This window comes from Parvibaculum indicum, from assembly GCF_011762095.1.
Classification (GTDB): Bacteria; Pseudomonadota; Alphaproteobacteria; order Parvibaculales; family Parvibaculaceae; genus Parvibaculum; species Parvibaculum indicum.
In genome coordinates, this window is sequence record NZ_JAASQO010000007.1 from 189,368 (window position 1) to 213,661 (window position 24,294).

Sequence of the window (24,294 nt, forward strand, 5' to 3'; positions counted from 1 at the left end):
GATACAAACAAGCGACAGGGAGTAGCGTCCAGTACGCTGCTCCCTTGCCTTATCCGGCGCGGGCGCCGGAGGCGGGGGGCCCTCCCTGCTTGCTTTCCTTTTGTTTTCCGGGTCGGGTGTACATGGCGAAAGATCCTTCCGAAACGAATCCGCGCAGTTGGCGTCAATCCGTTTTCGTCAGGCAGACGGCTTTCGTGTTTCTGGTTCTGCCGCTGGTCATCGTCGCCAATCTCGCCGTATGGGCGGCGCTCAACCAGCCCTATCAGGCCGAATCCTGGACCGGGGAAATCGTCGGGCTCTCCTACAGCCCGTTCCACGACAATCGCGAGCCGACCAAGGACGTGCAGGCGACGGCGCCGGAGATCGACAAGGACATGAAAGTCCTGTCCAACACGGTGCAGGCGATCCGTACCTATTCGGTGGCGCAGGGACAGGACCAAATTCCCGACATCGCCGGCAAATACGGCATCTCCGTCGCGCTCGGCGCGTGGATCGGCACGGACGACGAATCGAACCTCAAGCAGATCGAGCGGGCGACGGAACTGGCGCTGAGGCGCAATGTGGTCCGCGTCGTGGTGGGGAACGAGGCGCTGCTGCGCGGCGACGTGACGGTGGAGGAGATGATCCGCTATCTGAAAATCGCCAACAGCAAGATATGGAAGCCGGTTTCCACCGCCGAGCCCTGGCATGTCTGGCTCGAACATCCCGAACTCGCCAAGCATGTGGATTACATCGCGGTTCATATCCTGCCCTATTGGGAAGGCGTCCCCATCGACCAGGCGGTCGATTACGTGTTCGACCGGCTGGACGACCTGCATGAAGCTTTCCCCGACAAGCAGATCGTCATTACCGAAGTGGGCTGGCCGAGCCGCGGCAAGGTGCTGCCGCGCGTGGCCTATCCCGGTATGCCCGAGGCCGAAAGGGGCGGCGAGGCGACGCCCTCCATCGTCAATCAGGCCCGCTTCCTGCGCGCCTTCCTGAACCGGGCCAAGGACCACGACCTCACCTATTACGTGATCGAGGCGTTCGACCAGCCCTGGAAAGGCGCCGACGAAGGCGCGGCGGGCTCCTATTGGGGCATCTTCAACGCTGAGCGCGCGCCGAAATTTCCCATGGCGGGCAGCATTTCCGAACAGCCGGGCTGGCGCGTCTGGGCCGCCATCGCGGCGGGCCTGTCGCTCGTGCCGGCCATGCTCTTCATCCTGCGCCAGCGCCATGTCCGCGTGGCGGGCATCATCACCTTCGCCCTGCTGACGCAGATCGCCGGATCGGCCGTCGCCTGGGCCGGGCTGTCGGTGGCCGGGCTCTATTTCACTTGGGCGGGCGCCATTGTCTGGAGTTTCCTGTTCTTTGCGCAAGGGCTGCTGCTCATCGTGCTGATGGCCGAAGCGATCGAGTTCGTGGAAGTCATCTGGACGCGGCGCGGCGAGCGGCATTTCGAGCCTTTCGAGCCGTCGCATCCGACGCCTTCGCACAAGGTCTCGATTCATGTGCCGATCCACAACGAGCCGCCGGAGATGGTGCGCGAGACGCTGGACGCCCTGTCGCGGCTGAACTACGAGAACTATGAAGTTCTCGTGCTCGACAACAACACGACGGACCCGGATATCTGGCAGCCCGTCTGGGAGCATTGCCAGAAGCTCGGCCCGAAATTCCGTTTCTTCCATCTGGAAAACTGGCCGGGCTTCAAGGCAGGGGCGCTGAATTTCGGTCTGGAAAAGACCGCGCCGGACGCCGACATCATCGCCGTCATCGACAGCGACTATCAGGTGTCGCCGGATTGGCTGAAGCGCATGGTGCCCTATTTCGACAAGCACGATGTGGGCTTCGTGCAGGCGCCGCAGGACTATCGCGACGCGCATGAAAGCGTGTTCAAGGATATGTCCTATTGGGAATATGCGGGCTTCTTCCATATCGGCATGGTGCAGCGGAACAATTTCAACGCGGTCATTCAGCACGGCACGATGACGCTGGTGCGCAAGGACGCGCTGAAGAAAGTCGGCGGCTGGGCGGAATGGTGCATCTGCGAGGACGCCGAACTCGGCATCAAGCTCTACCGGCACGGCTATGACAGCGTTTACGTGAACCATTCCTTCGGCAAGGGCCTCACGCCGGACACGCTGGCGGGCTATATCTCGCAGCGCTTCCGCTGGGCCTATGGCGCGGTGCAGATCGTGAAACATCACTGGGACGCGCTGGCGCCCTGGTCGCGCAAGGGCGGGCTTACGCCCGCGCAGCGCTATTATTTCCTCGCGGGCTGGCTGCCCTGGTTCGCGGACGGGCTGGCGCTGATGTTCACGCTGGCGGCGATCGTGCTGTCGGCCTGGGCGCTCTACAACCCGGCATCCGTGGTGCTGCCCGTGGCGGCCTTCCTCATTCCGACCATCGGCAGCTTCGCGTTCAAGTTCATCCGCTCGCTCTGGCTCTATGCCGTGCGCGTGCGCGATTGCAGCTTCATCGAAAGCGTCGGCGCCGGCGTGGCGGCCCTTGCGCTGACCCACACGGTCGCCAAGGCGATGCTGAACGGCATGATCACGACCAGCAAACCGTTCATCCGCACGCCGAAATGCGAGGACAAGCCCGCGCTCGCGGCCGCCTTCATTCAGGTGCGGGAAGAAGCGATCATTCTCGCGCTTCTCTGGGGCCTGACGGCGGCGCTCTTTTTCAACCCGCATTTCGCGGACAGCCATTCGAGGCTGTGGCTCGCCGTGCTGCTGGTGCAGTCCGTTCCCTATGCCAGCGCGGTGCTGTTCTCCTTCATCAATGTGATGCCGTCCCTTTTCCGGCGCGCGAAAGAGGACCAGGCCGCGCTGATGTCGGCGGATTGACCTCACTTGCCATAATCGCAACACATTGCAGCCACGCCTGCGGCCCGGATGGGGTCATTTGTTGATCCCGCCGCTTTCTCCTTGCCCGTGCGCGTCAGACCGTTAGGCTTTTCATATCCGGATCGGGAAATAACTCCCCATACGGATCGATTGAAACAAACGCAGGAGACAGACATGGTCATTCGCAGTGCGCTGATCGCGGCTTCCCTAATCATCGCCGCGCCCCTTCTGGCGGCATGCGACGATGACGGCCCGGCCGAACAGGCGGGCGAGAAGGTCGACAACGCGATCAATGACAGCAACGACACCATGGAAGAAGCCGGCGAGAGCATGGACAATGCCATGGACGACATGCATGACGGCATGGAAGACGCCACCGGCAATCAGTAAAGGCTGCGCTTGAAGCCCAGCGCATTCTTCCTTCAGTAACTCCACGAGCCAATGAAAGGACATGACATGCTTGGATGGGCACTGACGTTTCTGGTCGTTGCGATCATCGCCGCCGTGTTCGGTTTTGGCGGCATCGCCGCCGCCTCGGCCTCGATCGCGAAGATCATCTTCTTCATCTTCCTGGCGCTGTTCGTCATCAGCCTGATCGCCGGCGCCGTACGCGGTCGGCGACCGCCGCTCTAATCGATGAGCGGAGCAGGAACGAAAAAGGGCGGTCCCATGGGACCGCCCTTCCTTTTGTGGATATCGCGAGGGCTCAGCCCTCGCCCTCCGCGTATTTCTTCATGTCCTCGCGCAGTTCCGTCTTGAGGATCTTGCCGTTGGGATTGCGCGGCAGCGGGTCGTGCCGCAGCTCGATCTTCTTGGGCACCTTGAAGGCGGCGAGCAGCTTTCCGACATGCTGGCGCAGCTCGTCTTCCGTCACCTGCTTGCCGGGCGCGACCTGCACCACGGCGCCGACTTCCTCGCCCAGCACCTTGTGGGGAATGGCGACGACGGCGGCGTCCATCACAGCCGGATGAGCGTAGAGCGCGTCTTCGACCTCGACGCAGTAGATGTTCTCGCCGCCGCGGATCAGCATGTCCTTGGCGCGGTCGAGGATGTAGACGAAGCCTTCCTCATCCATGCGGACGAGGTCGCCGGATTTGAACCAGCCGTTCTCGAAGGACTTTTCCGTCGCTTCGGGCTTGTTCCAGTAGCCCTTCACGATGTTCGGGCCCTTGATCCAGAGCTCGCCCACCTGGCCGGGGGGCACGTCCTTGCCGTCCTCGTCGACCACCCGCAGGTCGCAGGTCGGCACGGCGGGGCCGGCGCTGTCGGGTTTCGCCACATAGTCCTCGGCGAGGTTCTGCGTGGTGATGGAGGAGGTTTCGGTCAGGCCATAGCCGTTGGAGGGATGGACCTTGGGAAACTGCTGCTTGATGCGCTTTACCAGGTCCGGCGCGGAGGGCGCGCCGCCATAGCCGATGGCCTCCACCGAGGAGGTGTCGAACTTGTCGAACATCGGGCTTTCCAGCACCTGCCAGACCATGGCGGGCACACCGCCGAAGGTGGTGACGCGCTCGCGGTCGATCAGCTCCAGCGCGTGTTCGGGGTTCCATTTGTGAATGATGACGAGCTTGCCGCCGGAGAAATAGTTCGGCACCAGGATGGAATGGCAGCCCGTGGCATGGAAGAGCGGCACGGAGAGCAGCATGACCCGCTGCGGCCCGTTCGGGTCGGGCGCGGGCGGCATTTCACCCCGGCGCAGGAAGGAGCGCGCCTGACCGGCGGCGGCGTTGAGCAGATTGTTGCAGATGTTGCGATGGGTGCCGAGCGCGCCCTTCGGCTTGCCGGTAGTGCCGGAGGTGTAGAAGATCGTCGCATTGTCCTCCGGCTCGATCTGCGGATCGGGCAGCGTCTCGTCGGGCAGCTTCGCATAGTCGCCCGGCTTGCCGATGATGTCTTCCAGCGCCTCGGCCACGCCGAGTTCGTCGGCGGGGGTGCGGGTGGCGATCAGCCCTTCGAGGCTGAGGCTCTTCACATGCGGGCGCAGGCGGTCCAGCCGTTCGTGATCGACGACCACGACCTTTGAGCCGCTGTCGGAAATCGCATATTCGAGTTCCGGGCCGGTGCCCCAGGCATTGATCGGCACGATGACGGCGCCGATGGCGGTGGCGGCCCAGAAGACCAGCGACCATTCGGGGAAATTGCGCATGATGAGCGCGACGCGGTCGCCCTTCTTCACGCCGTATTTTTCCATGAAGGCGCGGCCCAGCGCGGTCGCCGCGCGGTAATGGTCGGCATAGGTCAGCCGCTCGTCCTCATAGACGATGAATTCGCGGTCGCCCCATTGCTTGCCCTGATCGAAAACGAAGCGGAGGTTCGGGGGCGTCTGCTTGTAGACGCGGGTCGGCACGCCGGCGATGTCGACCGTCGTCATTTCGAGCGGCGAGCCGGAGCCGGTCAGCAGCTTGTGGGCGTCGTCGATACTCATGGCCGGCCAGCCGGGGGCGGCAGCAGCGTTGTCGGACATTTCGTTACTCTCCCTTGGGAGCCCCCCTTTTTACCCAGGGGGCGGAACCGTTTTACTTGTTTTGCCTTCTGATACCGTTTTTGCCCGGGATTTTGAAGAAGGCAGACGCAAAATGGCCCGGCGACGGGTGCGTCACCGGGCCATGAGTGCAAATTGAGGGTGTCTCTGCCTAAAAACCGAGCGCTTTCAGGATGCCGCCCTCTTCCTCGACGCAGGCCGCGAAGGAGGGCCGCCCCTTGATGCCCGCGAGATAGCGGGTCAGTTCGGGATAGGCGGCGGCCTCCGGCGCCACGCCCGCATGGGCCAGATTGCAGAACTGAGTGGCGATGGAGATGTCGGCAATGGAAAAGGCGTCGCCGGCGGCAAAGTCGCGACCCGCCAGCTCCATTTCCAGATAGTCGAAGAAGCGCGGCAGCTTTTCGGCAACCGTCTTGTCCGCGGTCTCGCGGTCCGGCTCCTTGCCCATCAGCTTGTTCACCACGAGGGGGCGGAAGACGCCCATGCCCGCCGTGGCGGCCATCTCGCTGTCGCAATATTCCTCCAGCCAGAGCGCGCGGCCATAATCACGCGGGTCCGCCGGATAGAGGGAGGGACCGCCCTCTTTCTTTTCCAGATAGGCGCAGATGACGGAGCTGTCGGGGAATGTGACGTTCTGCCCGTCGCTCTCGTCGCGCAGCACGGGAATGCGCTTCAGCGGCGAGATTTCGGCAAACCAGTCCGGCGCGGGGAAGATGTTCACCTGCTCCAGCGTGTAATCGAGCCCCTTTTCGGCCATGAAGACGCGCACCTTGCGCACGAAAGGCGAAAGCGCCGCGCCATAGACGGTATAGGTCATGAATTTCCTCCCCAAATTTCCGTTGGGGCGAAGGTAAGCACCGCCGGGCCGCCGGATGCAACGCAAATCGCACCCGGCAAGCTCCCATCCGCGCTTATTTTGGCACTCAGGGCGTCACAATATTGAAATTGGGCGCGGGGGCCTCGACCATGCCGGTGAGCTTTTCATAGAGCGTGGCATCGCCCCCGATGGAGATGCCGGCGAATTGCGAGATGGGCATGCCCGCCAGCAGGGTTAGCACAAGCTCCATCCAGGCGAGCTTCACCGTCGCACCCGCGGACTTGTCCTCGATACCGGCCTCATGGATGAGGACGCCGTTCGCCACGGTGACGAGGTGAGTCTCCTTGCGGTCCGTCAACTCGATATTGATGCTGAAATTCGCCGCCGAGGCCTTGTCCGGATTGGTGCGGACGGCCGCGATGTCGAGCAGCATGGGCGTCGTCATCGCCATGAGCACGTCGGCGTTCGGCGCGGCGGGCATGAGATCGGCCACACCGTCCGTCAGTTCCTGCGCGCCGGTGAGATACATGTTGCGCCAGGTACCCGCCTCGGCCTCAAAGCCGAGTTTGGTGTAGACGCTTGCGAGCTGCGCACGCGCCTGCCCGTTTTCGGCATCGGCGAAGACGGCATGGTTGAGCAGCGTCGCCGCCCAGCGCAGTTCGCCCTCTCCTTCCGCGTCCGCCGCGAGCTTCAGGACGGCGTCCATGCCGCCCATCGCCTCGACATAGCGTTTGCCCGCGGGCTCCGGCGGCAGCGGGTTGAGATTGGCGGGGTTGCCGTCATACCAACCGATATAGCGCTGATAGATGGCCTTGGAATTGTGGCTGACCGTGCCGTAATAGCCGCGATTATACCATTGCTTCGCCAGCACATCCGGCAGCTTCAGCACTTCGGCGATTTCGGTCGGCGTGAGGCCGGTATTCATCAGCCGGATCGTCTGGTCGTGCAGGAACTTGTAGGCGTCGCGGTGCTTCATCAGGAAGTCCACGATCTCCTCCGTGCCGAAACGCGGAATGCCATGGGCGGCGAACATGACATCGCTCTTCACCGCGAAGAGGCGGATCGACTCGGTGAGGTAATCGGCCCATGCCTTCGAGTCGCGCACCAGCGCGCCGCGCGCGGGCAGAAGATTGTGCATGCAGAGATTGGCGTTCTCGGCCATGAAGACGGCGCGGAATTCCGGCAGGTAGAAGTTCATCTCCGCAGGCGCTTCCGTGCCCGGCGTGAGCTGGAAGACCATTTTGATGTTGCCGACGGTGATCTCCTGCCCGGTATGGGTGACGTCGACGGTGGGCGCGATGAGCGAAATCTGGCCGAGCGACGGGCGGGGGCCGAGGCCGCAGGTCGTCTCGCCGCAGGGTCCGTGCTCCAGCGTGAGGCCGAACTGGTAGCGCGCGCGGCGCAGCATCGCGGGACCGGCGATGATGTTTTCCGAGACCGCTTCCTCGAGGAAGCCGAGCGGGGCGATGACCGACACCTTGCCCGCCGCGACATCTTCCGGCGTCGTGACGCCGCCCACGCCGCCATAATGGTCGGCATGGCTGTGGGAGTAGATGACGGAGAGGACGGGCTTTTCGCCCAGATGTTCGGTAACGAGCTCGAAGGCCGCGCGGGCCGCCTCGATGCTGGTGAGGGGGTCCACCACGATCCAGCCCTCGCCCGCATCGATGAAGGTGACGGTGGAGGTGTCGAAGCCGCGCACCTGATAGATGCGGTCCATCACCTTGAAGAGGCCGTGTTTGGTGAGGATCTTCGCGTGGCGCCAAAGGCTGGGGTTCACCGTGTCGGCGGCGTCGCCGTCCAGAAATTCGTAAGCCGACAGGTCGTAGGCGTTCCCTTCCGCGCTGTCGCGGGGGATGACCGGGTCCTTGCGGGTCGCGATGAAGCCGCGCTCGGCGAATTCGAAATCCCGGCGGTCGTCATTGGCGACCAGACGGCGTGCTTCGTCCAAAGAACTCATTGCTGCCTCCCTTGATGCCCTCGAAGGGGCGTTATGGGGGCAGATGCTAGCCGCCGGCCGAGGCAAAACTGTTACCTGGGTAACAATCTGGATTTCCCGGCAAATGCTCGGAAATGTCGCTCGAAAGCGGTCTCTCCGGCGGGGCGACTATCGGGATGTTCAAAAGGGGGGAGATGGTACAGCCACCCCGGTTCGAACGGGGGACCTCTAGATCCACAATCTAGCGCTCTAACCAACTGAGCTATGGCTGCACAGGTCCGCGGGCGGGCTTTCCCCGGACGGGACGCCGCTTTCCGCGAGTGGCCGGGAACTTAATTCCGCAACGCGCGGATGACAAGACCTTCGGCGCGGTCTTGTGGGGTTTTACCCAGCTTTTCCCGCGATTTAGCGGGACGCCCCCTCAGGCGAGCCCGTTGGCCACGAAAATCGAGACGACGCCCAGCGGCGCCATATAGCGGATGAGGAAGCGCCACCAGCGGAACCAGGCCGCATCCGGATCGGCATTCAGCGCCTCCGCCGTGGCCTCCGCGCTCAGCGCCCAGCCCGCGAAGAGCGCGATGAGCAGGCCGACCGTCGGCATGACGAGGCTGGTCGATGTGAGGTCCAGCGCATCGAAGATGGTCTTGTCCGCGAAAATGTCGATGCCCGAGAACGGGTGGAAATCCGACCAGATATTGAAGGAGAAGGCGCTGCCGAGCCCGACGAACCAGGCCGCCGCGCCCATCGCCGCCGCCGACACCTTGCGCTTCACGCCGAGACTTTCCTCCGCCCAGGAGACGACCGGCTCCAGCAGCGAAATGGCGGAGGTGACGGCAGCGACCATGAGAAGCAGGAAAAAGGCCGCGCCGAGTTCGATGCCGGTGCCGAGCTTGCCCAGCGTGATGGGCAGCGTGACGAAGATGAGGCCGGGACCGGAGCCGGCTTCCAGCCCGTAGGAAAAGACGAGCGGGAAGATGACGAGCCCTGCGAGAATCGCGACCATCGTATCGGCGATTGCGATGATGATACCCGAACGTGCGATGTTCTCGCTCTTATCGAGATAGGCGCCATAGGTCATCATCGCGCCCAGCGCCACGCTGACGGAGAAGAAGCCCTGCCCGATCGCGGTCAGGAAGGTGAGGGGCGTCACCTTGCCGAAGTCGAAATGGAAGAGGAAGGTCACGGCCTTCTCGAAGCCGGGCGTGGTCGAGGAATAGATCGCCATGCCGACCAGCAGGATGAAAAGCAGCGGCATCAGCACCGTCACCGCCTTTTCGATGCCGGCATGCAGGCCCCAGATGACGATGCCCACATTGATGCCGATGAAAAACGTGTGCCAGAGCACGACCTGACCGGCATCGGCGGTGAAGGTCTGGAACAATGCAAGCGAGGCATCGTTGTCCATGCCGGTGAAGGTGCCGGAGACGGCATAGAAGAAATAGCGGATGGCCCAGCCGCCGATCACCGAATAATAGGAGAGCACCACGAAGGCCCCGAGCGTGGAGCCGATACCGATGACGACCCAGAATTTGCTGCGGCCCGCCTTCTGCGCCACGGCGCGCATGGCGTTGATCGGGCTTTGCTGCCCCATGCGGCCCAGCATGACCTCCGCGATCAGGATGGGCAGCGCGATCAGCGCCGTGGTCACCAGATAGATGAGGATGAAGGCGCCGCCGCCATTCTCGCCGGTGATGAAGGGAAAACGCCAGATATTGCCGAGACCGACGGCGCTGCCGATCGCCGCCATGAGAAACGCAAAACGCGACGACCAATGTTCATGCCGGACCTGAGCGGCCATGTTCTCCCCCGATCTTCTGTGCAATCCACCCCTTGGGTGACAAAACTCTACGCAATCGCGACGGGTTTGTCAGCGCCCGGCCCTTGAACTGCCCCGGGGGAAAGACGCAGATAACCATGTTAAATTCTGTTCAGGGAATCGAGCCGAGGCGGGAGAGGAACATGACCGACGAGATTCAAACGGCATTCGTGGAGGCGAACGGGCTCAACTTCGAGACCGATATGTGCGGCAAGGGAGAAAAGCTCGCCCTGCTGCTGCATGGCTTTCCCGAAAGCAAGTTCAGCTGGCGCCACCAGCTTCCCGTCTTCGCCGCGCATGGATATACGGCCTGGGCGCCCAATCTGCGCGGCTACGGGCAAAGCTCGCGCCCGCTCGGCAAGGAGAATTATACGCTCGACCACCTGACAGACGATGTGGCGGCGCTGATCGACGCGGCGCGGGCGCGCGGCGTGACGGGGCCGGTGACGCTGGTCGCGCATGACTGGGGCGGCGCCATCGCCTGGCAGTTCGTTTTGCAGAAGAAGCGGCCGCTCGAACGCTTCATCGTGATGAACCTTCCGCACCCGTCCCTCTTCATCAAGGGCGCGCGGACATGGCAGCAGATGAAGAAGTCCTGGTACATTCTCTTCTTCCAGCTTCCCTGGCTGCCGGAGAAGGTGACGCTTGCCGGCCGGGCGCGCGCCATCGGCGAGGCCTTTTCAGGCATGGCCATCGACAAGAGCCGTTTCCCGAAGGACGTGCTGGAACATTACCGGCGGAATGCGCTCATTCCCGGCGCGATGACGGCGATGATGAACTATTACCGCGCCAATTTCGGCGGCAGCCCGCCCGCGGAATGGAAAGACCCGCCCAAGGTGGACGTCCCTACGCTGATGATCTGGGGCGAGGCGGATACCGCGCTCGGCAAGGAGCTGACCTACGGGACCGACAAGCTGGTGACGGATTTCACGCTGCGCTACCTTCCGGAGGTCTCGCACTGGGTGCAGCAGGAGGCGCCGGAAAAGGTCAACGCCATGATCGCGGCCTGGCTCGAAGGCAAGCCGGTGCCGGAGGCCGGCGAGATCGAGGTGAAGCGCGCGGCGTGAGGGAAGACGTGGATGGCCCGGACAAGCCGGGCCATGACGCATATGGAATACGACCATGTCATCCCGGCACTTGTTGCCGGGATCCATTAGCGCATCGGCAAATACGAAATGCGAGTGGGTCCCGGGGATTGGCCTCGTCCTTCGAGACGGACCTATGGTCCTCCTCAGGATGAGGCGCGAACGCCATCCGCACTCGTCATTCCGGGCCTGACCCGGAATCCATATGACCGTCCGGCTTCCCGCAAAGGCAGAATGGACCCCGGCTCAAGGCCCGGGTGACGTGACAAGTAGTCGGGAAATCACTCTCTACTGCTGCAACTGCGGCAAATCCTTGTAGAGGTCCAGCGCTTCGGGGTTTGCCAGCGCTTCCTTGTTCTTGATCGCGCGGCCATGCACCACGTCGCGCACGGCGAGTTCGGTGATCTTGCCGGATTTGGTGCGCGGAATGTCCTTCACCTGCACGATGCGGGCGGGGACATGGCGCGGGCTGGCGCCTTCGCGGATGCGGGTGCGGATCTTCTTTTCCAGCGCCTCGTCGAGCGTAACGCCGTCGGCAAGGGTCACGAACAGCACCACGCGCACATCGCCATCCCATTCCTGACCGATGGCGATGGCCTCCGTCACTTCCGGCAGGCGCTCCACCTGCGCATAGATTTCCGCCGTGCCGATGCGCACGCCGCCGGGGTTCAGCGTCGCATCGGACCGGCCATGGATGACGAGGCCGCCATGCGCGGTGATTTCCGCGAAGTCGCCATGGCACCAGACGCCGGGAAAGCGCCCGAAATAGGCACCGGCGTATTTCTCGCCATCGGGATCGTTCCAGAAGCCGACGGGCATGGAGGGGAACGGCTTCACGCAGACGAGTTCGCCCTTGCTCGCCTCGCCCTGCCCGGGCTCGAGCGGTTTTCCGTCCTCGTCCCAGACATCGACGGCCATGCCGAGGCCCTTGCACTGGATCTCGCCGCGCCAGACGGGAAGGATGGGCGAGCCCAGCACGAAGCAGGAGACGATGTCGGTGCCGCCGGAGATGGAGCAGAGCGCCACATCCTGCTTGATGTCGCGATAGACGAAATCGAAGCTCTCCGGCACCAGCGGCGAGCCGGTGGAGAGGATCATGCGCAGCGACGACAGGTCGTGCGTCTCGCGCGGCTTCAGACCCGATTTCTTCACCGCATCGATGAATTTGGCCGAGGTGCCGAAGACGTCGATCTTTTCCGCGTCGATATAGTCGAAGAGGACGCGCTCGTCGGGCGCGAAGGGCGAGCCGTCGAAGAGGCAGAGCGTCGCTTCCGCCGCGAGGCCGGAGACGAGCCAGTTCCACATCATCCAGCCGCAGGTGGTGAAGTAGAAGAGCCGCTCGCCGGGCTTCAGATCGCAATGGAGCTTGTGCTCCTTCAGATGCTGAAGCAGCGTGCCACCCGCCGAATGGACGATGCATTTGGGCACGCCCGTCGTGCCGCTGGAAAACATGATGTAGAGGGGATGACCGAAAGGCAGGCGCGTGAAGGAAAGCGCCGGATCGCCCGCTCCTTTCAACAGCTCGGACCAGTTTTCCGCCCTGGGGACATCGGGCATCCCGTCGCCGAGGAAGGGCACGATGACGGCATGTTCGAGCGTGGGAAGCCCGGCCACGATCTCTTTCAGCTTGTCGCCGCTCGGCAGTTCCTTGCCGGCATAGCGGTAGCCATTGCAGGCCACCAGCACTTTGGGCTCGATCTGGCCGAACCGGTCCAGCACGCCCTTCACGCCGAAATCGGGCGAGCAGGAGGAGAAGACCGCGCCGAGGGAGGCGGTCGCCAGCATGGCGATAATGGTTTCCGGACAGTTGGGCATGAAGGCGGCCACGCGGTCGCCCGGTTCCACGCCCCAGCCTTTCAGCACGGCGGCGAAGCGGGCGACATCGGCACGCAGTTCGTCCCATGAAAGAGGGGCGCGCGTGACGCCTTCATTGTTGAAGAGGATGGCGGGCTCGCCGCCCGCCCGCCGCAGCAGGTTTTCGGCGAAATTCAGCCGCGCATCGGGAAAGAAGCGCGCGCCGGGCATCAACTCGCCCTGCTCCAGCACCGTCCCGCCCTTTTCGCCGACGACGCCCGCGAAGTCCCAGATCTCGTTCCAGAAGGTCGCGATATTCTCGATCGACCAGTCATGCAGCTCGTCATATCCGGTCAGATGAACGGCGTGGCGCTCGCCGAGCCGGTCCATGAAGGCGCGCAGATTGCTTGCCGCCACGGCGTCGGGCGAGGGGGTCCAGATCGGCGTCGCGCCGGCGGAGCTGTCGGTCATGGTCATCCTGAAACTCAAAAAGGTTACGGGAAGGGGCGGAAGGGGCCGCCTTCGCATTCGCAGCAAGCCTAGACCGATTTCCGGGCGGGAGAAAAGAACGCACCCGCTCATAAAACCGGACGGCCCGGCGGCCCCGCCGGATTTGCCTCACGCGCTCCCGGTATTTTCCGGCACGGCATCGCGGATGCCGGCGAGCTGGACGGCATGAAGCGCGCGGAAGCGGCCGCCCTTGCGGGCCATCAGCGCCGCATGGCTGCCCTCCTCCACGATCCCGCCATCCTCGAAGACCAGAATGCGGTCCATGCGGCGGATGGTGGAGAAGCGGTGCGCGACCACGATGGTCGTGCGGCCTTCCATCAGCCGGTCCATGGCGTCCTGGATCAGCTCCTCCGTTTCGCTGTCGAGGCTCGAGGTCGCCTCGTCCAGCACCAGGATCGGCGCATCGGCCAGGAACGCCCGCGCGATGGCGATGCGCTGGCGCTCGCCGCCGGACAGTTTCACGCCGCGCTCGCCCACCAGCGTGGCATAGCCCTGAGGCATCTTTTCGATGAACTCATGGGCATTGGCCAGACGCGCGGCCTCCTCGATGTCGGCGGCGGTTGCGTCGGGTTTGGCATAGGCGATGTTTTCCGCCAGCGAGCGGTGGAACAGCATCGGCTCCTGCGGGACGAGCGCGATCGCCCGGCGCAGGCTTTCGCGGGTGACGCCCGCAATGTCCTGTCCGTCGATCAGGATGCGACCGCCGTCGAGATCGTAGAGCCGCTGCATCAGCTTGACGAAGGTCGTCTTGCCGCTGCCGGAACGGCCGACCAGCGCGATCTTCTCGCCGGGCTTCACATGCGTTTCGAGGCCGCGATAGACCGCGCCCTTGCCGTTCGGATAGGCAAAGGAGACATGCTCGAAGCGGATATCCCCGCCCCGCACCGCAAGCGGCGCGGCATGGGGGCCGGCGGGCTCGGCCGGTTCGTTCTCGGCAAAGCGGATCACGTCCTCGATCTCGTTGGCCGCGCGCTGCAGGTTCTGCACATGAAAGCCGACATCGCGCATATAGCCGGAGATGAGGAGATAGCTCGTCATCGCATAGGCGACATCGCCCGGCGTCGCCACGCCTTCCACCCAGTAGCGGATGACGAGACCCAGCAGGCCGAGCTGGAGCAGGATGAGCACGCCCATCTGCGCCATCATCACGAAATCCATAGTGCGCCAGGCATACATGGCCTTGAGCGACCAGTCGCGGGAGAGGGTTCCGAGCCTTGCATCCTCGCGGGTTTCCGTGCCGAAGGACTTCACCACCGCGTTGCAGGTGACGGCATCGGCAATGGCGCCGCCCACGGCGGAATCGGCGGCCACGCTCAAGCGGTTGCGCGGCACGACGAAACGCCTCAGCAGCAGGATGGTGACGAGCACATAGGCCGCCGTCCCGGCCAGCACATAAAGCCCCACCAGCGGCCAGTGGAACATGAGGCTCGCCGTGACGCCGACCATGACGAGGGCCGTGGGCAGGAAGCCCATGAAGAGCGTGTCGGCCAGCGCGTCATAGGCCCACATGCCGCGCGTGATCTTGCGCACGGTGGCGCCCGCGAAATTGCTGGAATGCCAGTCGGTGCTGTAGCGCTGTACGCGGTGGAACGCCTCGTCGACGATGGCGCGCATGACGCGGGTGGCGAGCATGCCCCAGAACACCATGGAGGTGCGGCGGCAAATCTGGAAACCGACCGTCTGGCCGACGAAAAGGGCCAGCGCGATCCAGGCGGCCCGCATCTCGGCCGCGGCCGGCGGGAACCCGGCCTTCGCCACCGCGTCGACCAGCCGGCCCGAAACGATGGGAAAAAGCACGTCGAACACGACGGAGGCCAGCATCAGGCCCAGCGTGGTGAGCGCAACCAGCGGAAAACGGCGCCAATAAGACCAGAGGAAAGCTGCGATGCGGACGGCCCCGACACCCTTTGCGGCACCGAGGGGCTCGTTCATTTGAATGGTCATGTCGTTCGACCGCCGGCGGGCAAGCAGGCGGTCTCCTTTTGAAGACGGAATCGAATCCGGCGGCACGAGGCCGCGCGTGTCGGCAATACCGGGAGAGAATCAGAGAACGATTTTCGATATTCGCGGCCAGATATGGCGGCCGGTACGAAGGAAAATCGCGGGGAGAGACGCCCGGTAGGAACCCGGGCGGAGCGGAAAGCTCAGCGCGCGCCCGGGAGCATCATCGGCTCAATGCATACATCCGCGTATTTCATTTGCTGCTCCCTTCTTTGTCCGGTGTGTGACCGGTTCATCGAAACGCTGCGCTGCAACCGTGGAGACGATTGCATATTCTTACGAATACACATTCCCCGCGCCATTTGGAAGCGCGGACACGCATTATCTTCCGCACTGTGACAAATATTTCACGGGCTATTGCACAAAGAGCTTATGTACCGCCGCGCGGCGGCGCGGTGTTTCGCAGCGGGACGCGGCTTGCTATGGTTTCGCGCCGGATTTTTCCGCCTCCCGCCGGAGGCGTCAGCCAGGAGCTTTTCAATGTCCCGTGTGATCGCGATTCTCGCAGGCATCATCGTCATCCTCATCGCCGTGGTCGTCGCCGTGCCGATGTTCATTCCGATGGAAACCTACAAGGCGCAGATCCAGAAGATCGCGCAGCAGCAGACGGGACGCGACCTCAAGATCGACGGGGATATGTCGCTCTCCTTCTTTCCGAGCATCGGGGTGGAGGTGAACGACGTCGCCTTCGCCAATGCCGCATGGGGCAAGGCCCCCGAAATGGCGACGATGAAGTCGATGCATGTGTCGCTGAAACTCCTGCCGCTCTTTTCCGGCAATGTGGAGGTGGACAGTTTCACGCTGAAGGACCCGGTCATCAATCTGGAGGTCCGCAAGGACGGCACGCCCAACTGGCAGTTCGAAACCGCGGCGGCGCCTGTGCCCGCCGAGGCCGCGCCGGAGGCGACGGGCGATGCGGGCGGCGGGGCGAGCCTCAACCAGGTGAAGCTGGGCGAGGTCTCGATCAGCGGCGGCACGGCCAATTACACCAATGCGCAGACCGGCGCGGCCTACAGCTTCAAGGACGTGAACCTCGACCTTTCGCTGCCGAGCCTGGACGATCCGTTCGAGGCGGAGGGGTCGGTCGTGTGGAACGGGGACAAGATCGACGTCGATCTGGCCGCGGCGCGCCCGCGCGCGCTGACCGATGGCGGCGAGACGCCGGTTTCGCTCTCGGTCTCCTCGCCCAAACTCGACACCAGCTATGAAGGATCCTTCAAGCTCATCGACGGGCTCGCCTTCGGCGGCGACGTCTCGCTCGACGTGCCGTCCGTGCGCGAGCTTGCCGCATGGGCGGGCAATCCGATGCCCGCCGGAAACGGGTTCGGCAAACTCTCCATCACCGGCAAGGCGACCGGCGCCCAGGACCGCTACAGCTTCAAGAACGCCAAGATCGCCTTCGACGGCATGAACGCGGAAGGCAATCTCGACGTGCGGACCGGCGGCGCGCGGCCCCGGATCGGCGGCGACCTTTCCGTCGACAAGATCGATGTGAATACCTATTCGGCAGGCGGCGCCGGCAGCGGCGGGGCCTCATCGGGCGGCGCCTCTTCCGGCGGCGGCGGCGATGCGGGCTGGAGCACCGCGCCCATGGATTTCTCCGCGCTCAAATCCGTCGATGCGGATCTCGACCTCAAGGCCGGCAAGATTCTCGTTCAGGCCATCGAAATCGGCGAAAGCGCGGTGAATGTGAAGCTGAACAACGGCGTGCTCAACGCCAATCTCACCCGGCTTGCGCTTTACGGCGGCGCGGGCAACGGCACGCTGAAGGTGAACGGCGCCAGCTCGACGCCGCAGATCGGCGCGAATTTCAATATTTCCGGCGTTCAGGCCCAGCCCCTTCTGCAGGCGGCGGCGGGCTTCAACCGGCTCACCGGCAGCACGGCCATGGATATTGCCGTGACGACGGCGGGCAAGAGCCAAAAGGCCATGGTGAGCGCACTGAACGGCAAGGGCGCTTTCAAATTCACGGACGGCAAGGTCAAGGGCGTCGATCTCGCCAATCTCGTCCGCACGGTACTCTCCGCCACCAAATCCGGCTGGGACGCGGGCGGCAGCCAGGATACCGACTTCTCCGAACTCAGCGGCAGCTACACCATCACCAGAGGCATTCTGAAAAACGACGATTTGCGGCTGATGAGCCCGCTGATCCGCGTGACGGGCGCGGGCACGGTGGATATGCCCGCCAAGACGCTCAACTACCGCGTCCAGCCGAAACTGGTCGGCACGCTGGAGGGACAGGGCGGCACGACGGACGCCAAGGGTATCGAGGTGCCGATCCTCATTCGCGGGCCCTGGTCCAGGCCGAGCTTCACGCCCGACCTTGCCTCCATGCTTTCCAATCCGGAGCAGACCAAGGAGACGATCGACACGATCCGCAAGGAAGGCATCAAGGGCGTTCTGAAACAGTTCGGCGGCGGCTCCGGCGGCGACGCGGCGAACGACAACGGCTCGTCGGATAGCGGCACGACGGAGGAGAAGAAGGTGAGCCCGAAGGATGCGCTGAAGAGCCTGTTCGGGAACTAGGCCTAGACCTTCCGGAGGTCGTCCAGCCGGGCGACTTCCTTCACCCCGTCGGCCCGGGTCATTCTGAGGCCCGCCTTCGGATAGGTGCAGATGTCGACGGGCGCGCGCGTGCCGCCCATGAGATAGACGAGATCCTCGCCCGCCCCTTCCGGCACATGCATGACATGGGCGGGCGAGTTTTTCGGGAAGGCCATCACATCGCCCGGCCCGACCTCGATCCGGTCGTCGCCGATTTCGGCGATGCCCCGACCGGAGAGGATCATCAGGAATTCCTCATCCTGTCCGTGGAAATGGAATTCCGTGCTCTCGCGCCCCGGCTCCAGCCGGACGATATGGAGGCCCATATCCTCCAGCCCCGCCGGATCGCCCAGGGTGCGGGTCATGCGGACGGCATTTTCGTTGAACTGATGCCGGTGAAGGCGCTCCGGCATGGCGGCGATTTCGGCCGCCGAAAAGTAATATTGGCGGGTATTTTCATCTTTTCCGCTCATTTCCATCCCTTTCCAGCGTGCCTGTGTCCGCCCCGGCCTTTGTGTGAAAGCGCTTGCGCGACTAAACTGCCCAAGACCCGATTCCCCGGGGGGTTATCGATCGGCACATGCTTTACAATGCGCTGTCAACACTCGCCAAGTTCGTGATCGCCGCCGTCGCCGTCGGCGCGCTGCTGAATGCGTTCGACATTTCGGCGCAGGAGGTGCTGGGCGATCTCGGGGTCACGCCGGATGCGATCATCGCATTCGTGCAGGACGGGATCGACTGGGCGCTGCCCAATTTCCTGCTCGGCGCGATGGTGCTGGTGCCGATCTGGGTCGTGATCTTCCTGCTGAAGCCCCCGAAAATCGGCCGCTGACGGCCATTTCGACAGGGTGTCGCCCCGCCTGCCCGATGGCTAGACTTGGCGCCATCAAAATCACGATTCGGGAGACGAACGCATGGGCAGGCTCACAGGCAAGAAAGCCATTATCACGGGCGCGGGCAGCGGCATCGGCCGGGCAAGCGCCCTGCTGTTTGCACGGGAGGGCGCCTCGCTCGTCATCATGGACAGGGCGGAAGACGCCGTGGACAAGACGGCAACGCTGGTCCGCGACGAGGTGAAGGGCGCCGACATCATCTCCGTCGCCGGGGACGCAGGCAATGAAGACGACGTGTCGGCGCTGATCGCCCATTGCGTCGAAAAGCTGGGCGGCGTGGATGCGATCTATGCCAATGCGGGGATCAGCGGCGGCATGGTTCCGCTGCCCGAACAGACCGCGGATTACTGGCAGGAAATCCTGCGGATCAACCTGATCGGCCCTTTTCTGGCGATCAAGCATGTGACGCCGCATATGACGAAACAGGGCAAAGGCTCCATCGTCTGCACGGCCTCGGTCGCGGGCTTGCGCGCCAATGCGGGCGGCCTGCCCTACTCCGCCAGCAAGGCGGGCGTCATCAGCCTCGTCCAGACCTCGGCCAATGCGCTTTACGGCACGGGGGTGCGCGTCAATGCAATCTGCCCCGGCCTCATCGAGACGGGCATGACGAAGCCGATTTTCGACGGCGCGCGGGCGCGGGGCTCGGAAGACAAGATCGGCCAGCTCAACCCCACGGCGCGCTATGGCCATCCGGAAGAGATCGCGCAGATGGCGCTCTTCCTGGCCAGCGACGACGCCTCCTATGTGAACGGGCAGGCCTATGCGGTGGATGGCGGGCTTTCCAGCACGCATCCCTTCGCGCCGAGCCGACGGGGCGCCTGAGCCCGCCGGGCTAGACGACCGCGCTCACGCTGGTTGAAGCGGAGGCGTTGGCGAGCGTTGCGCGAAGCCTGCACGGGCCCAGCGCGAAACCGCCAACGCCTTTTTCATGCATCACGACCTGCTCGCCCAGCGCAAACCAGTTTTCGCCATCGGGGCTTGCCTCCAGCGAGACGGAGGCCCCGTCGAAATCGCCCCATACCCAGAAAGCGCCCGAGCCGCCCTGCCAGTCGATCGGCGTGGAACTCATATCCGCCGCCGCCCCGGCCAGAAGTTTCGTCATGTCGTTCTCCCATAAGGCTGTTTCAACCGCGCGGGACAAGCTCCCGTGCACGGACAGTATGGAGAGAGATGGAAAGGCGGGGATAAATGGCGCCTATTCGCTCCGCAGGCGCCATATGCCGGCGATGGCGGCGACGCAGCCATGCCCGGCTTCTTCCGCCGCCCGGATGAAAGGCTCCTCCGGCGCCACCGCCGCGGCCTCGCCCAGCGCAGCGAGGAGGCGCTGCTCGGTACGGGCGCACATATCGAACAGGACGGCCTCTTCATCCGTGCCGAGCGTCATGCCCGCGAAGAGCGCGATCCGGCGCAGCGTTTCCGCATCCTCGTCGGGCGTCGCGGGCAGAATATCCCTGTCCCTCAGATTGCCGTTCCACGCCTTGGAGGCGGCGGCCAGCGCATCCGCCCTTTCGTTGAGAAAGGCGCGCAGATCGCCATGCGATACCTCGCGGGCATGTTCGTAAAAGGTCGCCGCCGCTTCCAGCGCGACGCCGAGGCTCGTCAGGGCCGTTTCCTCGGGGCTGCGAAACAGGTTGTTCATGGGGCGGCGAACTCCTTCGATGCCAGAACCTTCAGCGCCCGGTGTTTTACCTCGAAGGTGACGGGCGTTTGCGTCAGCCTTTCACCATCGGCGTGAACCGGCAAGGGGCGGCGGGTGTCGAGCCGGAAGCCCGTTCCCGAGGCGACGACGGCCTCCGGCGACAAATCCACGCGGCCCAGCCCGATCAGGGGTCCGTGCAGGATCAGGGCGAAGGTCGAGGCCGGTTTCAGCGCATAGAGATAGATCCTGCCGTCGTCGATGCGCGTTTCGTGATGAACGACCATCCCGCCGCCGAAATAGCGGCCATTGCCTGCGAGAAGCTGCACGCAGCGCATCTTCAGCGATTTCGCGCCGGGCTCGTCGAGATTGAAAACCTCCGCCCGGAACGGCCGGGTGAGGCGCACCGCCTTCAACGCGCTCACAATGTAGCTGACGGCACCGAATCGGCTCTTTTGTTCCGGCGTCTGATATTTCGTGACCTGCGCCGTCAGTCCGACGCTGGCCGCGTTCACGAAGGGCTTGCCGTTTGCGAAGCTCACATCGACATCCGCCAGAATGCCGGTGTCGAGCAGCGAGAGGGCGTCGTCTCCTTCCAGCGGGATGCCGAGAGAGCGCGCAAAATCGTTTCCCGTGCCGCGCGGCACGACCAGCGAGGGCACGGACGCCTCCATCAGGCAGGACAGGAGGCCGTTGACCGATCCATCCCCGCCCGCGACGACGATGAGATCGACATCGCCCGATTTTTTACGCACGACCGCGCAGGCTTCCTCGATGGACGAGGTGTCGGGGGCGACGACCTCGCGGCCCGTATCGCGGAGGCGGTGCGCGATGCCGCTTTCGCTTGCCCCGCCCGCCTTCCGGTTTTCCAGAAGCAGCAGACGGGGAAAGGCCAGCGCGCCGGCGGAGGCCGGTATGTCTTTCGTCGCATCATCCATGAACGCGAGTATGGCAGGCGAAACCGGCCGCGAATATTGCGAAAACCCGGCGAAAGCGTGGCACCGGCTCAGCCGTTCATGCGAATGACCGGCTTGCCGACGCTTTTGCGCTCCAGAAGGGATTGAAGCACCGTGCCTGCTTCTTCCAGCGGGAAGGTGGCCGTGGGTTCGGGGTGGATCTTTCCGTCCACGGCCCATTGCGTCAGCGTCTTCATCAGCGGCAGGTTAGCGGCGGGGTTCGCGCGGATTTCGCCGCCCCAATCAACACCGACCAGCGAGGCGCGTTTGAGAAGCGCCAGATTGAGCGGCAGTTTCGGAATGTCGCCGGCCGCGAAACCGACCACGAGATGACGGCCGCCGGGCGCCAGGCAGCGGAAGGCGGTTTCGGAGAAGGCGCCGCCGACGGGATCGTAGACGACATCGACCGCGCTCTTGCCGATCATCTCGTCGAGCGATTTACGCCAGTCTTCTTTCGAATAGTCGAGCGCCATGTCCGCGCCATGGGCGATGGCGGCTTGGCGCTTTTCCTCCGTCGAAGCGGCGGCGATGACTTTCGCGCCCATGGCCTTCGCGACGTCGATGGCGGCCATGCCGACGCCGCCCGCCGCGCCGAGGACGAGAACGGTTTCGCCCGGCTGGAGATGTCCGCAATTCTCCAGCCCGTAAAGCGCGGTGCAGTAGGAGATGAGGAACCCGGCGGCGGCTTCCGACGTCATATTGTCGGGCAACGGGTTGCAGACCGCCGCTGGAAGCGCGATCTTCTCCGCCAGCGCGCCGCGCGGGGAGAGCGCCATGACGCGGGTGCCGACGAGTTTTTCCGGCACGCCCTCGCCCACCGCCTCGACACGGCCTGCGACTTCCGACCCGGGGATGAAGGGGAGCGGCGTCTTCACCTGATAGGCGCCCTGCACGAGAAGCGCATCGACATAGCCGAGACCGGCGGCCTCCACGGCGAGGAGGTATTCGCCCTTGCCCGGCGCGGGCGCCGGCAGGTCTTCGACTTTCAACGCTTTGGGGCTTCCATATTCGGCAACACGCATGGCGCGCATTTTCGTTCTCCCTGATGAGGTTTCTCGTTGGCGGAAGCTTATCGCGGGGGATGCCTGTTGACGAACCCGGCGGCGGGTGACGGAGCGGCGGCGCGGCCTAGCCGGGCAGGATGCCGAGCGGGCCGAGCACGACCGGGTCCGGATCGGGCAATCGGGGCGCTTTGCTGTCGGCGGGGGCCGGGGCTTCCAGAAGGGCCGTGAGGGTGACGGCGAGATGGGTGAGCGTTTCGTCCGCGCTCCAGGTCGGGTGCTGGCGCGAGGCGTCCGACAGGGCGGCTTCGCGGGCGGAAATCACGCTGCCGAGATAGGCGCCCATGAAAACGAAACGCTGATTGAGCGCACTCGGCGTGAGGGTCGTCTCCAGCCGGCGCAGATGATCGAGACAGCGCAGATAGCCCGAGTTCCATTTCCCGTCGAGCGTCTCCATGAAGAAGTCGCGATGGGTCATGCCCAGCATGGTGACGAAGCGGTTGTAGCTGTTTTCGAGCTGCGACCCTTCCAGCGCGCGGACGGAGCTGCGGATCAGCACTTCGACCACCTCGCGCACGGTCGACGGGCCGCCCTGCGCCTCCAGCGCGTCGAGCAGGGCGTTGCGGTATTCGTCGATCAGGATGGCGCCGTCGAGGACGATCTCCCGGATGAGGGCTTCCTTGGAGCCGAAATGATAGCCGACGGCGGCGTGGTTCTTCTGGCCCGCCGCCTCGGCGATTTCGCGCACGGTGACGCCGTCGACGCCGCGTTCGGCAAAGAGCCGGCAGGCGATCTGCTTGAGATGCTGCGCGGCCTCGCTGCGCGGTTTGGGTTCCAGTCTGACCATGGGCGTCAGAATCCCATTGCATCGCCGGATCGTCAACTGCATTATCCATTTGACTTAAAAATACAGAAACGGGTGCCGATGTGGAGGAGACGACAGAAGTGCCGGGCGTGGATCTCAATGCGCTTCGCGGCTGGATGGACGGCCGGGGGCTGGGCGAGGGACCGCTCGAGAATGTCGAGACGCTGGCGGGGGGCACGCAGAACATCCTGCTGAAGTTTTCCCGCGCGGGGCAGACTTACGTGCTGCGGCGGCCGCCGGAGCATCTGCGCGCCAACTCCAACGAGACGATGCGGCGCGAGGCGCGCGTGCTGGCGGCGATCGCGGATACGGATGTGCCCCACCCCCCCCTCATCGCGGCCTGCCCGGAAGAGGATGTAATCGGCGCGTCCTTCTATCTCATGGAGCCGGTAAACGGCTTCAACCCGACGACGGGGCTTCCCGACTATCACGCGGGCTCGGAAGCGGTGCGCCACCGGATGGGGCTGTCGCTGGTCGAAGGGATCGCGGCGCTCGGCGCGCTCGACTACAAGGCGCTGGGGCTCGACGGGCTCGGCAAGCCGGAAAACTATCTCGAACGGCAGGTGGCGCGCTGGAAGGCGCAGCTAGAAAGCTATCGCGAACTCGACGGCTGGACGGGACCTGCGGAAATTCCCGGCGTGGAGAAAGTCGCGGCATGGCTCGATAGTCACCGCCCTGCCGACTTCCAGCCCGGCATCATTCATGGCGACTACCACCTCGCCAATGTGATGTACCGGTATGACAGCCCGGAACTCGCGGCCATCGTGGACTGGGAACTGACGACCATCGGCGATCCGCTGCTCGATCTCGGCTGGCTGCTTGCCACCTGGCCGGAAGGCAGCGGCAGCGGGGCGTCCGCCGTGGCGGTGACGCCGTGGAAGGGCTTTCCGAGCGCGGAAGAACTCGTCGCGCATTACCGACCGCGCACCACGCGCAATGTGGACGCCATCGAGTGGTATGCGGTGCTCGCCTGCTACAAGCTCGGCATCATCCTCGAAGGCACGCATGCCCGCGCCTGCGCCGGACGCGCGCCGAAGGAAACGGGCGACATGCTTCACAACCAGACCATCGGCCTCTTCGAGCGAGCACTGCGCTGGATCGGCTGAACGCATTCAAAACCAGAACAG

The 24,294-nt window shown here is 64.2% G+C and carries 20 protein-coding genes and 1 tRNA gene; 8 read left to right on the forward strand and 13 right to left on the reverse strand.

The window, feature by feature from the left end; all coding sequences use genetic code 11:
- Nucleotides 1–122: 122 nt before the first annotated feature.
- From FHS78_RS10700 to FHS78_RS10710, 3 genes are all read left to right on the forward strand, one after another.
- A complete protein-coding gene (locus FHS78_RS10700; RefSeq protein WP_167094028.1) occupies nt 123–2,828 on the forward strand; it encodes a glycosyltransferase in 2,706 nt (901 codons plus the stop codon).
- A 174-nt stretch (nt 2,829–3,002) separates the two neighbouring features.
- On the forward strand, nt 3,003–3,218 hold the full coding sequence (locus FHS78_RS10705; RefSeq protein ID WP_167094031.1) for a hypothetical protein: 216 nt from the start codon (nt 3,003–3,005) through the stop codon (nt 3,216–3,218).
- 66 nt (nt 3,219–3,284) lie between these two features.
- Complete coding sequence (locus tag FHS78_RS10710) at nt 3,285–3,461, forward strand: DUF1328 domain-containing protein (RefSeq protein WP_167094033.1); 177 nt, start codon at nt 3,285–3,287, stop codon at nt 3,459–3,461.
- A 73-nt stretch (nt 3,462–3,534) separates the two neighbouring features.
- Here the strand turns inward: FHS78_RS10710 and FHS78_RS10715 are convergent, their stop codons facing one another.
- The 5 genes from FHS78_RS10715 to FHS78_RS10735 form a co-directional block, all read right to left on the reverse strand.
- Nucleotides 3,535–5,292: a class I adenylate-forming enzyme family protein gene (locus tag FHS78_RS10715; RefSeq protein WP_167094035.1), complete on the reverse strand. Its 1,758-nt coding sequence runs from the start codon at nt 5,290–5,292 to the stop codon at nt 3,535–3,537.
- A 169-nt stretch (nt 5,293–5,461) separates the two neighbouring features.
- Complete coding sequence (locus FHS78_RS10720) at nt 5,462–6,127, reverse strand: glutathione S-transferase family protein (RefSeq protein WP_167094037.1); 666 nt, start codon at nt 6,125–6,127, stop codon at nt 5,462–5,464.
- A gap of 106 nt (nt 6,128–6,233) precedes the next feature.
- Nucleotides 6,234–8,087: an alkyl/aryl-sulfatase gene (locus FHS78_RS10725; protein ID WP_167094039.1), complete on the reverse strand. Its 1,854-nt coding sequence runs from the start codon at nt 8,085–8,087 to the stop codon at nt 6,234–6,236.
- Nucleotides 8,088–8,261: 174 nt separating this feature from the next.
- A tRNA-His gene (locus FHS78_RS10730) sits at nt 8,262–8,338 on the reverse strand.
- Nucleotides 8,339–8,487: 149 nt separating this feature from the next.
- Nucleotides 8,488–9,864, reverse strand: coding sequence for a sodium-dependent transporter (locus tag FHS78_RS10735; protein ID WP_167094041.1), 1,377 nt, complete (start codon nt 9,862–9,864; stop codon nt 8,488–8,490).
- A 161-nt stretch (nt 9,865–10,025) separates the two neighbouring features.
- Here FHS78_RS10735 and FHS78_RS10740 point away from each other — a divergent pair, with 161 nt between their 5' ends.
- A complete protein-coding gene (locus FHS78_RS10740; protein ID WP_167094043.1) occupies nt 10,026–10,949 on the forward strand; it encodes an alpha/beta fold hydrolase in 924 nt (307 codons plus the stop codon).
- 306 nt (nt 10,950–11,255) lie between these two features.
- Here FHS78_RS10740 and FHS78_RS10745 read toward each other — a convergent pair whose 3' ends face one another.
- Together FHS78_RS10745 and FHS78_RS10750 are read right to left on the reverse strand one after the other, a co-directional pair.
- A complete protein-coding gene (locus FHS78_RS10745; RefSeq protein ID WP_425500297.1) occupies nt 11,256–13,232 on the reverse strand; it encodes an acetoacetate--CoA ligase in 1,977 nt (658 codons plus the stop codon).
- 147 nt (nt 13,233–13,379) lie between these two features.
- Nucleotides 13,380–15,215, reverse strand: a complete 1,836-nt coding sequence (locus tag FHS78_RS10750) for an ABC transporter ATP-binding protein (RefSeq protein ID WP_167094047.1) — start codon at nt 15,213–15,215, stop codon at nt 13,380–13,382.
- A 537-nt stretch (nt 15,216–15,752) separates the two neighbouring features.
- Between FHS78_RS10750 and FHS78_RS10755 the strand changes: the two genes are divergently transcribed.
- Entirely contained in the window at nt 15,753–17,798 is a 2,046-nt protein-coding gene (locus FHS78_RS10755) for an AsmA family protein (RefSeq protein ID WP_167094048.1), read from the forward strand.
- A gap of 2 nt (nt 17,799–17,800) precedes the next feature.
- Here FHS78_RS10755 and FHS78_RS10760 read toward each other — a convergent pair whose 3' ends face one another.
- Entirely contained in the window at nt 17,801–18,289 is a 489-nt protein-coding gene (locus FHS78_RS10760; protein WP_246220446.1) for a cupin domain-containing protein, read from the reverse strand.
- Between the two features lie 107 nt (nt 18,290–18,396).
- Between FHS78_RS10760 and FHS78_RS10765 the strand changes: the two genes are divergently transcribed.
- Nucleotides 18,397–18,648, forward strand: a complete 252-nt coding sequence (locus FHS78_RS10765) for a DUF6460 domain-containing protein (protein WP_167094052.1) — start codon at nt 18,397–18,399, stop codon at nt 18,646–18,648.
- An 82-nt stretch (nt 18,649–18,730) separates the two neighbouring features.
- Nucleotides 18,731–19,531 (forward strand): SDR family NAD(P)-dependent oxidoreductase, encoded by an 801-nt coding sequence (locus FHS78_RS10770; RefSeq protein ID WP_167094054.1) that lies wholly within the window; start codon nt 18,731–18,733, stop codon nt 19,529–19,531.
- A gap of 10 nt (nt 19,532–19,541) precedes the next feature.
- On the opposite strand, the gene FHS78_RS10775 is transcribed toward FHS78_RS10770, so the two are convergent.
- The 5 genes from FHS78_RS10775 to FHS78_RS10795 all read right to left on the reverse strand — a co-directional run bounded on the left by FHS78_RS10775 (nt 19,542) and on the right by FHS78_RS10795 (nt 23,149).
- Entirely contained in the window at nt 19,542–19,811 is a 270-nt protein-coding gene (locus tag FHS78_RS10775) for a hypothetical protein (RefSeq protein ID WP_167094056.1), read from the reverse strand.
- A gap of 93 nt (nt 19,812–19,904) precedes the next feature.
- Nucleotides 19,905–20,348 (reverse strand): hypothetical protein, encoded by a 444-nt coding sequence (locus FHS78_RS10780; protein ID WP_167094058.1) that lies wholly within the window; start codon nt 20,346–20,348, stop codon nt 19,905–19,907.
- Nucleotides 20,345–21,283, reverse strand: a complete 939-nt coding sequence (locus FHS78_RS10785) for a diacylglycerol kinase family protein (RefSeq protein ID WP_167094060.1) — start codon at nt 21,281–21,283, stop codon at nt 20,345–20,347. The genes FHS78_RS10780 and FHS78_RS10785 overlap by 4 nt, the downstream gene beginning before the upstream one ends.
- Before the next feature lie 68 nt (nt 21,284–21,351).
- Nucleotides 21,352–22,332, reverse strand: a complete 981-nt coding sequence (locus FHS78_RS10790; RefSeq protein ID WP_167094062.1) for an NADPH:quinone oxidoreductase family protein — start codon at nt 22,330–22,332, stop codon at nt 21,352–21,354.
- Nucleotides 22,333–22,429: 97 nt separating this feature from the next.
- The gene (locus tag FHS78_RS10795; protein ID WP_167094064.1) at nt 22,430–23,149 is read right to left on the reverse strand and encodes a TetR/AcrR family transcriptional regulator; all 720 of its coding nucleotides are present in this window, start codon (nt 23,147–23,149) and stop codon (nt 22,430–22,432) included.
- An 80-nt stretch (nt 23,150–23,229) separates the two neighbouring features.
- On the opposite strand from FHS78_RS10795, the gene FHS78_RS10800 reads away from it, so the two are divergent.
- A complete protein-coding gene (locus tag FHS78_RS10800; RefSeq protein WP_343041961.1) occupies nt 23,230–24,273 on the forward strand; it encodes a phosphotransferase family protein in 1,044 nt (347 codons plus the stop codon).
- The last annotated feature ends 21 nt before the right edge of the window (nt 24,274–24,294 follow it).

Coding starts and splice junctions, on each gene's coding strand:
- FHS78_RS10710 (WP_167094033.1), top strand. CDS start 3,285: ATGCTTGGATGGGCACTGACGTTTCTGGTCGTTGCGATCATCGCCGCC.
- FHS78_RS10725 (WP_167094039.1), bottom strand. CDS start 8,087: ATGAGTTCTTTGGACGAAGCACGCCGTCTGGTCGCCAATGACGACCGC.
- FHS78_RS10705 (WP_167094031.1), top strand. CDS start 3,003: ATGGTCATTCGCAGTGCGCTGATCGCGGCTTCCCTAATCATCGCCGCG.
- FHS78_RS10785 (WP_167094060.1), bottom strand. CDS start 21,283: ATGGATGATGCGACGAAAGACATACCGGCCTCCGCCGGCGCGCTGGCC.
- FHS78_RS10775 (WP_167094056.1), bottom strand. CDS start 19,811: ATGACGAAACTTCTGGCCGGGGCGGCGGCGGATATGAGTTCCACGCCG.
- FHS78_RS10700 (WP_167094028.1), top strand. CDS start 123: ATGGCGAAAGATCCTTCCGAAACGAATCCGCGCAGTTGGCGTCAATCC.
- FHS78_RS10750 (WP_167094047.1), bottom strand. CDS start 15,215: ATGACCATTCAAATGAACGAGCCCCTCGGTGCCGCAAAGGGTGTCGGG.
- FHS78_RS10740 (WP_167094043.1), top strand. CDS start 10,026: ATGACCGACGAGATTCAAACGGCATTCGTGGAGGCGAACGGGCTCAAC.
- FHS78_RS10795 (WP_167094064.1), bottom strand. CDS start 23,149: ATGGTCAGACTGGAACCCAAACCGCGCAGCGAGGCCGCGCAGCATCTC.
- FHS78_RS10735 (WP_167094041.1), bottom strand. CDS start 9,864: ATGGCCGCTCAGGTCCGGCATGAACATTGGTCGTCGCGTTTTGCGTTT.
- FHS78_RS10760 (WP_246220446.1), bottom strand. CDS start 18,289: ATGAGCGGAAAAGATGAAAATACCCGCCAATATTACTTTTCGGCGGCC.
- FHS78_RS10745 (WP_425500297.1), bottom strand. CDS start 13,232: ATGACCGACAGCTCCGCCGGCGCGACGCCGATCTGGACCCCCTCGCCC.
- FHS78_RS10790 (WP_167094062.1), bottom strand. CDS start 22,332: ATGCGCGCCATGCGTGTTGCCGAATATGGAAGCCCCAAAGCGTTGAAA.
- FHS78_RS10780 (WP_167094058.1), bottom strand. CDS start 20,348: ATGAACAACCTGTTTCGCAGCCCCGAGGAAACGGCCCTGACGAGCCTC.
- FHS78_RS10765 (WP_167094052.1), top strand. CDS start 18,397: ATGCTTTACAATGCGCTGTCAACACTCGCCAAGTTCGTGATCGCCGCC.
- FHS78_RS10770 (WP_167094054.1), top strand. CDS start 18,731: ATGGGCAGGCTCACAGGCAAGAAAGCCATTATCACGGGCGCGGGCAGC.
- FHS78_RS10720 (WP_167094037.1), bottom strand. CDS start 6,127: ATGACCTATACCGTCTATGGCGCGGCGCTTTCGCCTTTCGTGCGCAAG.
- FHS78_RS10755 (WP_167094048.1), top strand. CDS start 15,753: ATGTCCCGTGTGATCGCGATTCTCGCAGGCATCATCGTCATCCTCATC.
- FHS78_RS10715 (WP_167094035.1), bottom strand. CDS start 5,292: ATGTCCGACAACGCTGCTGCCGCCCCCGGCTGGCCGGCCATGAGTATC.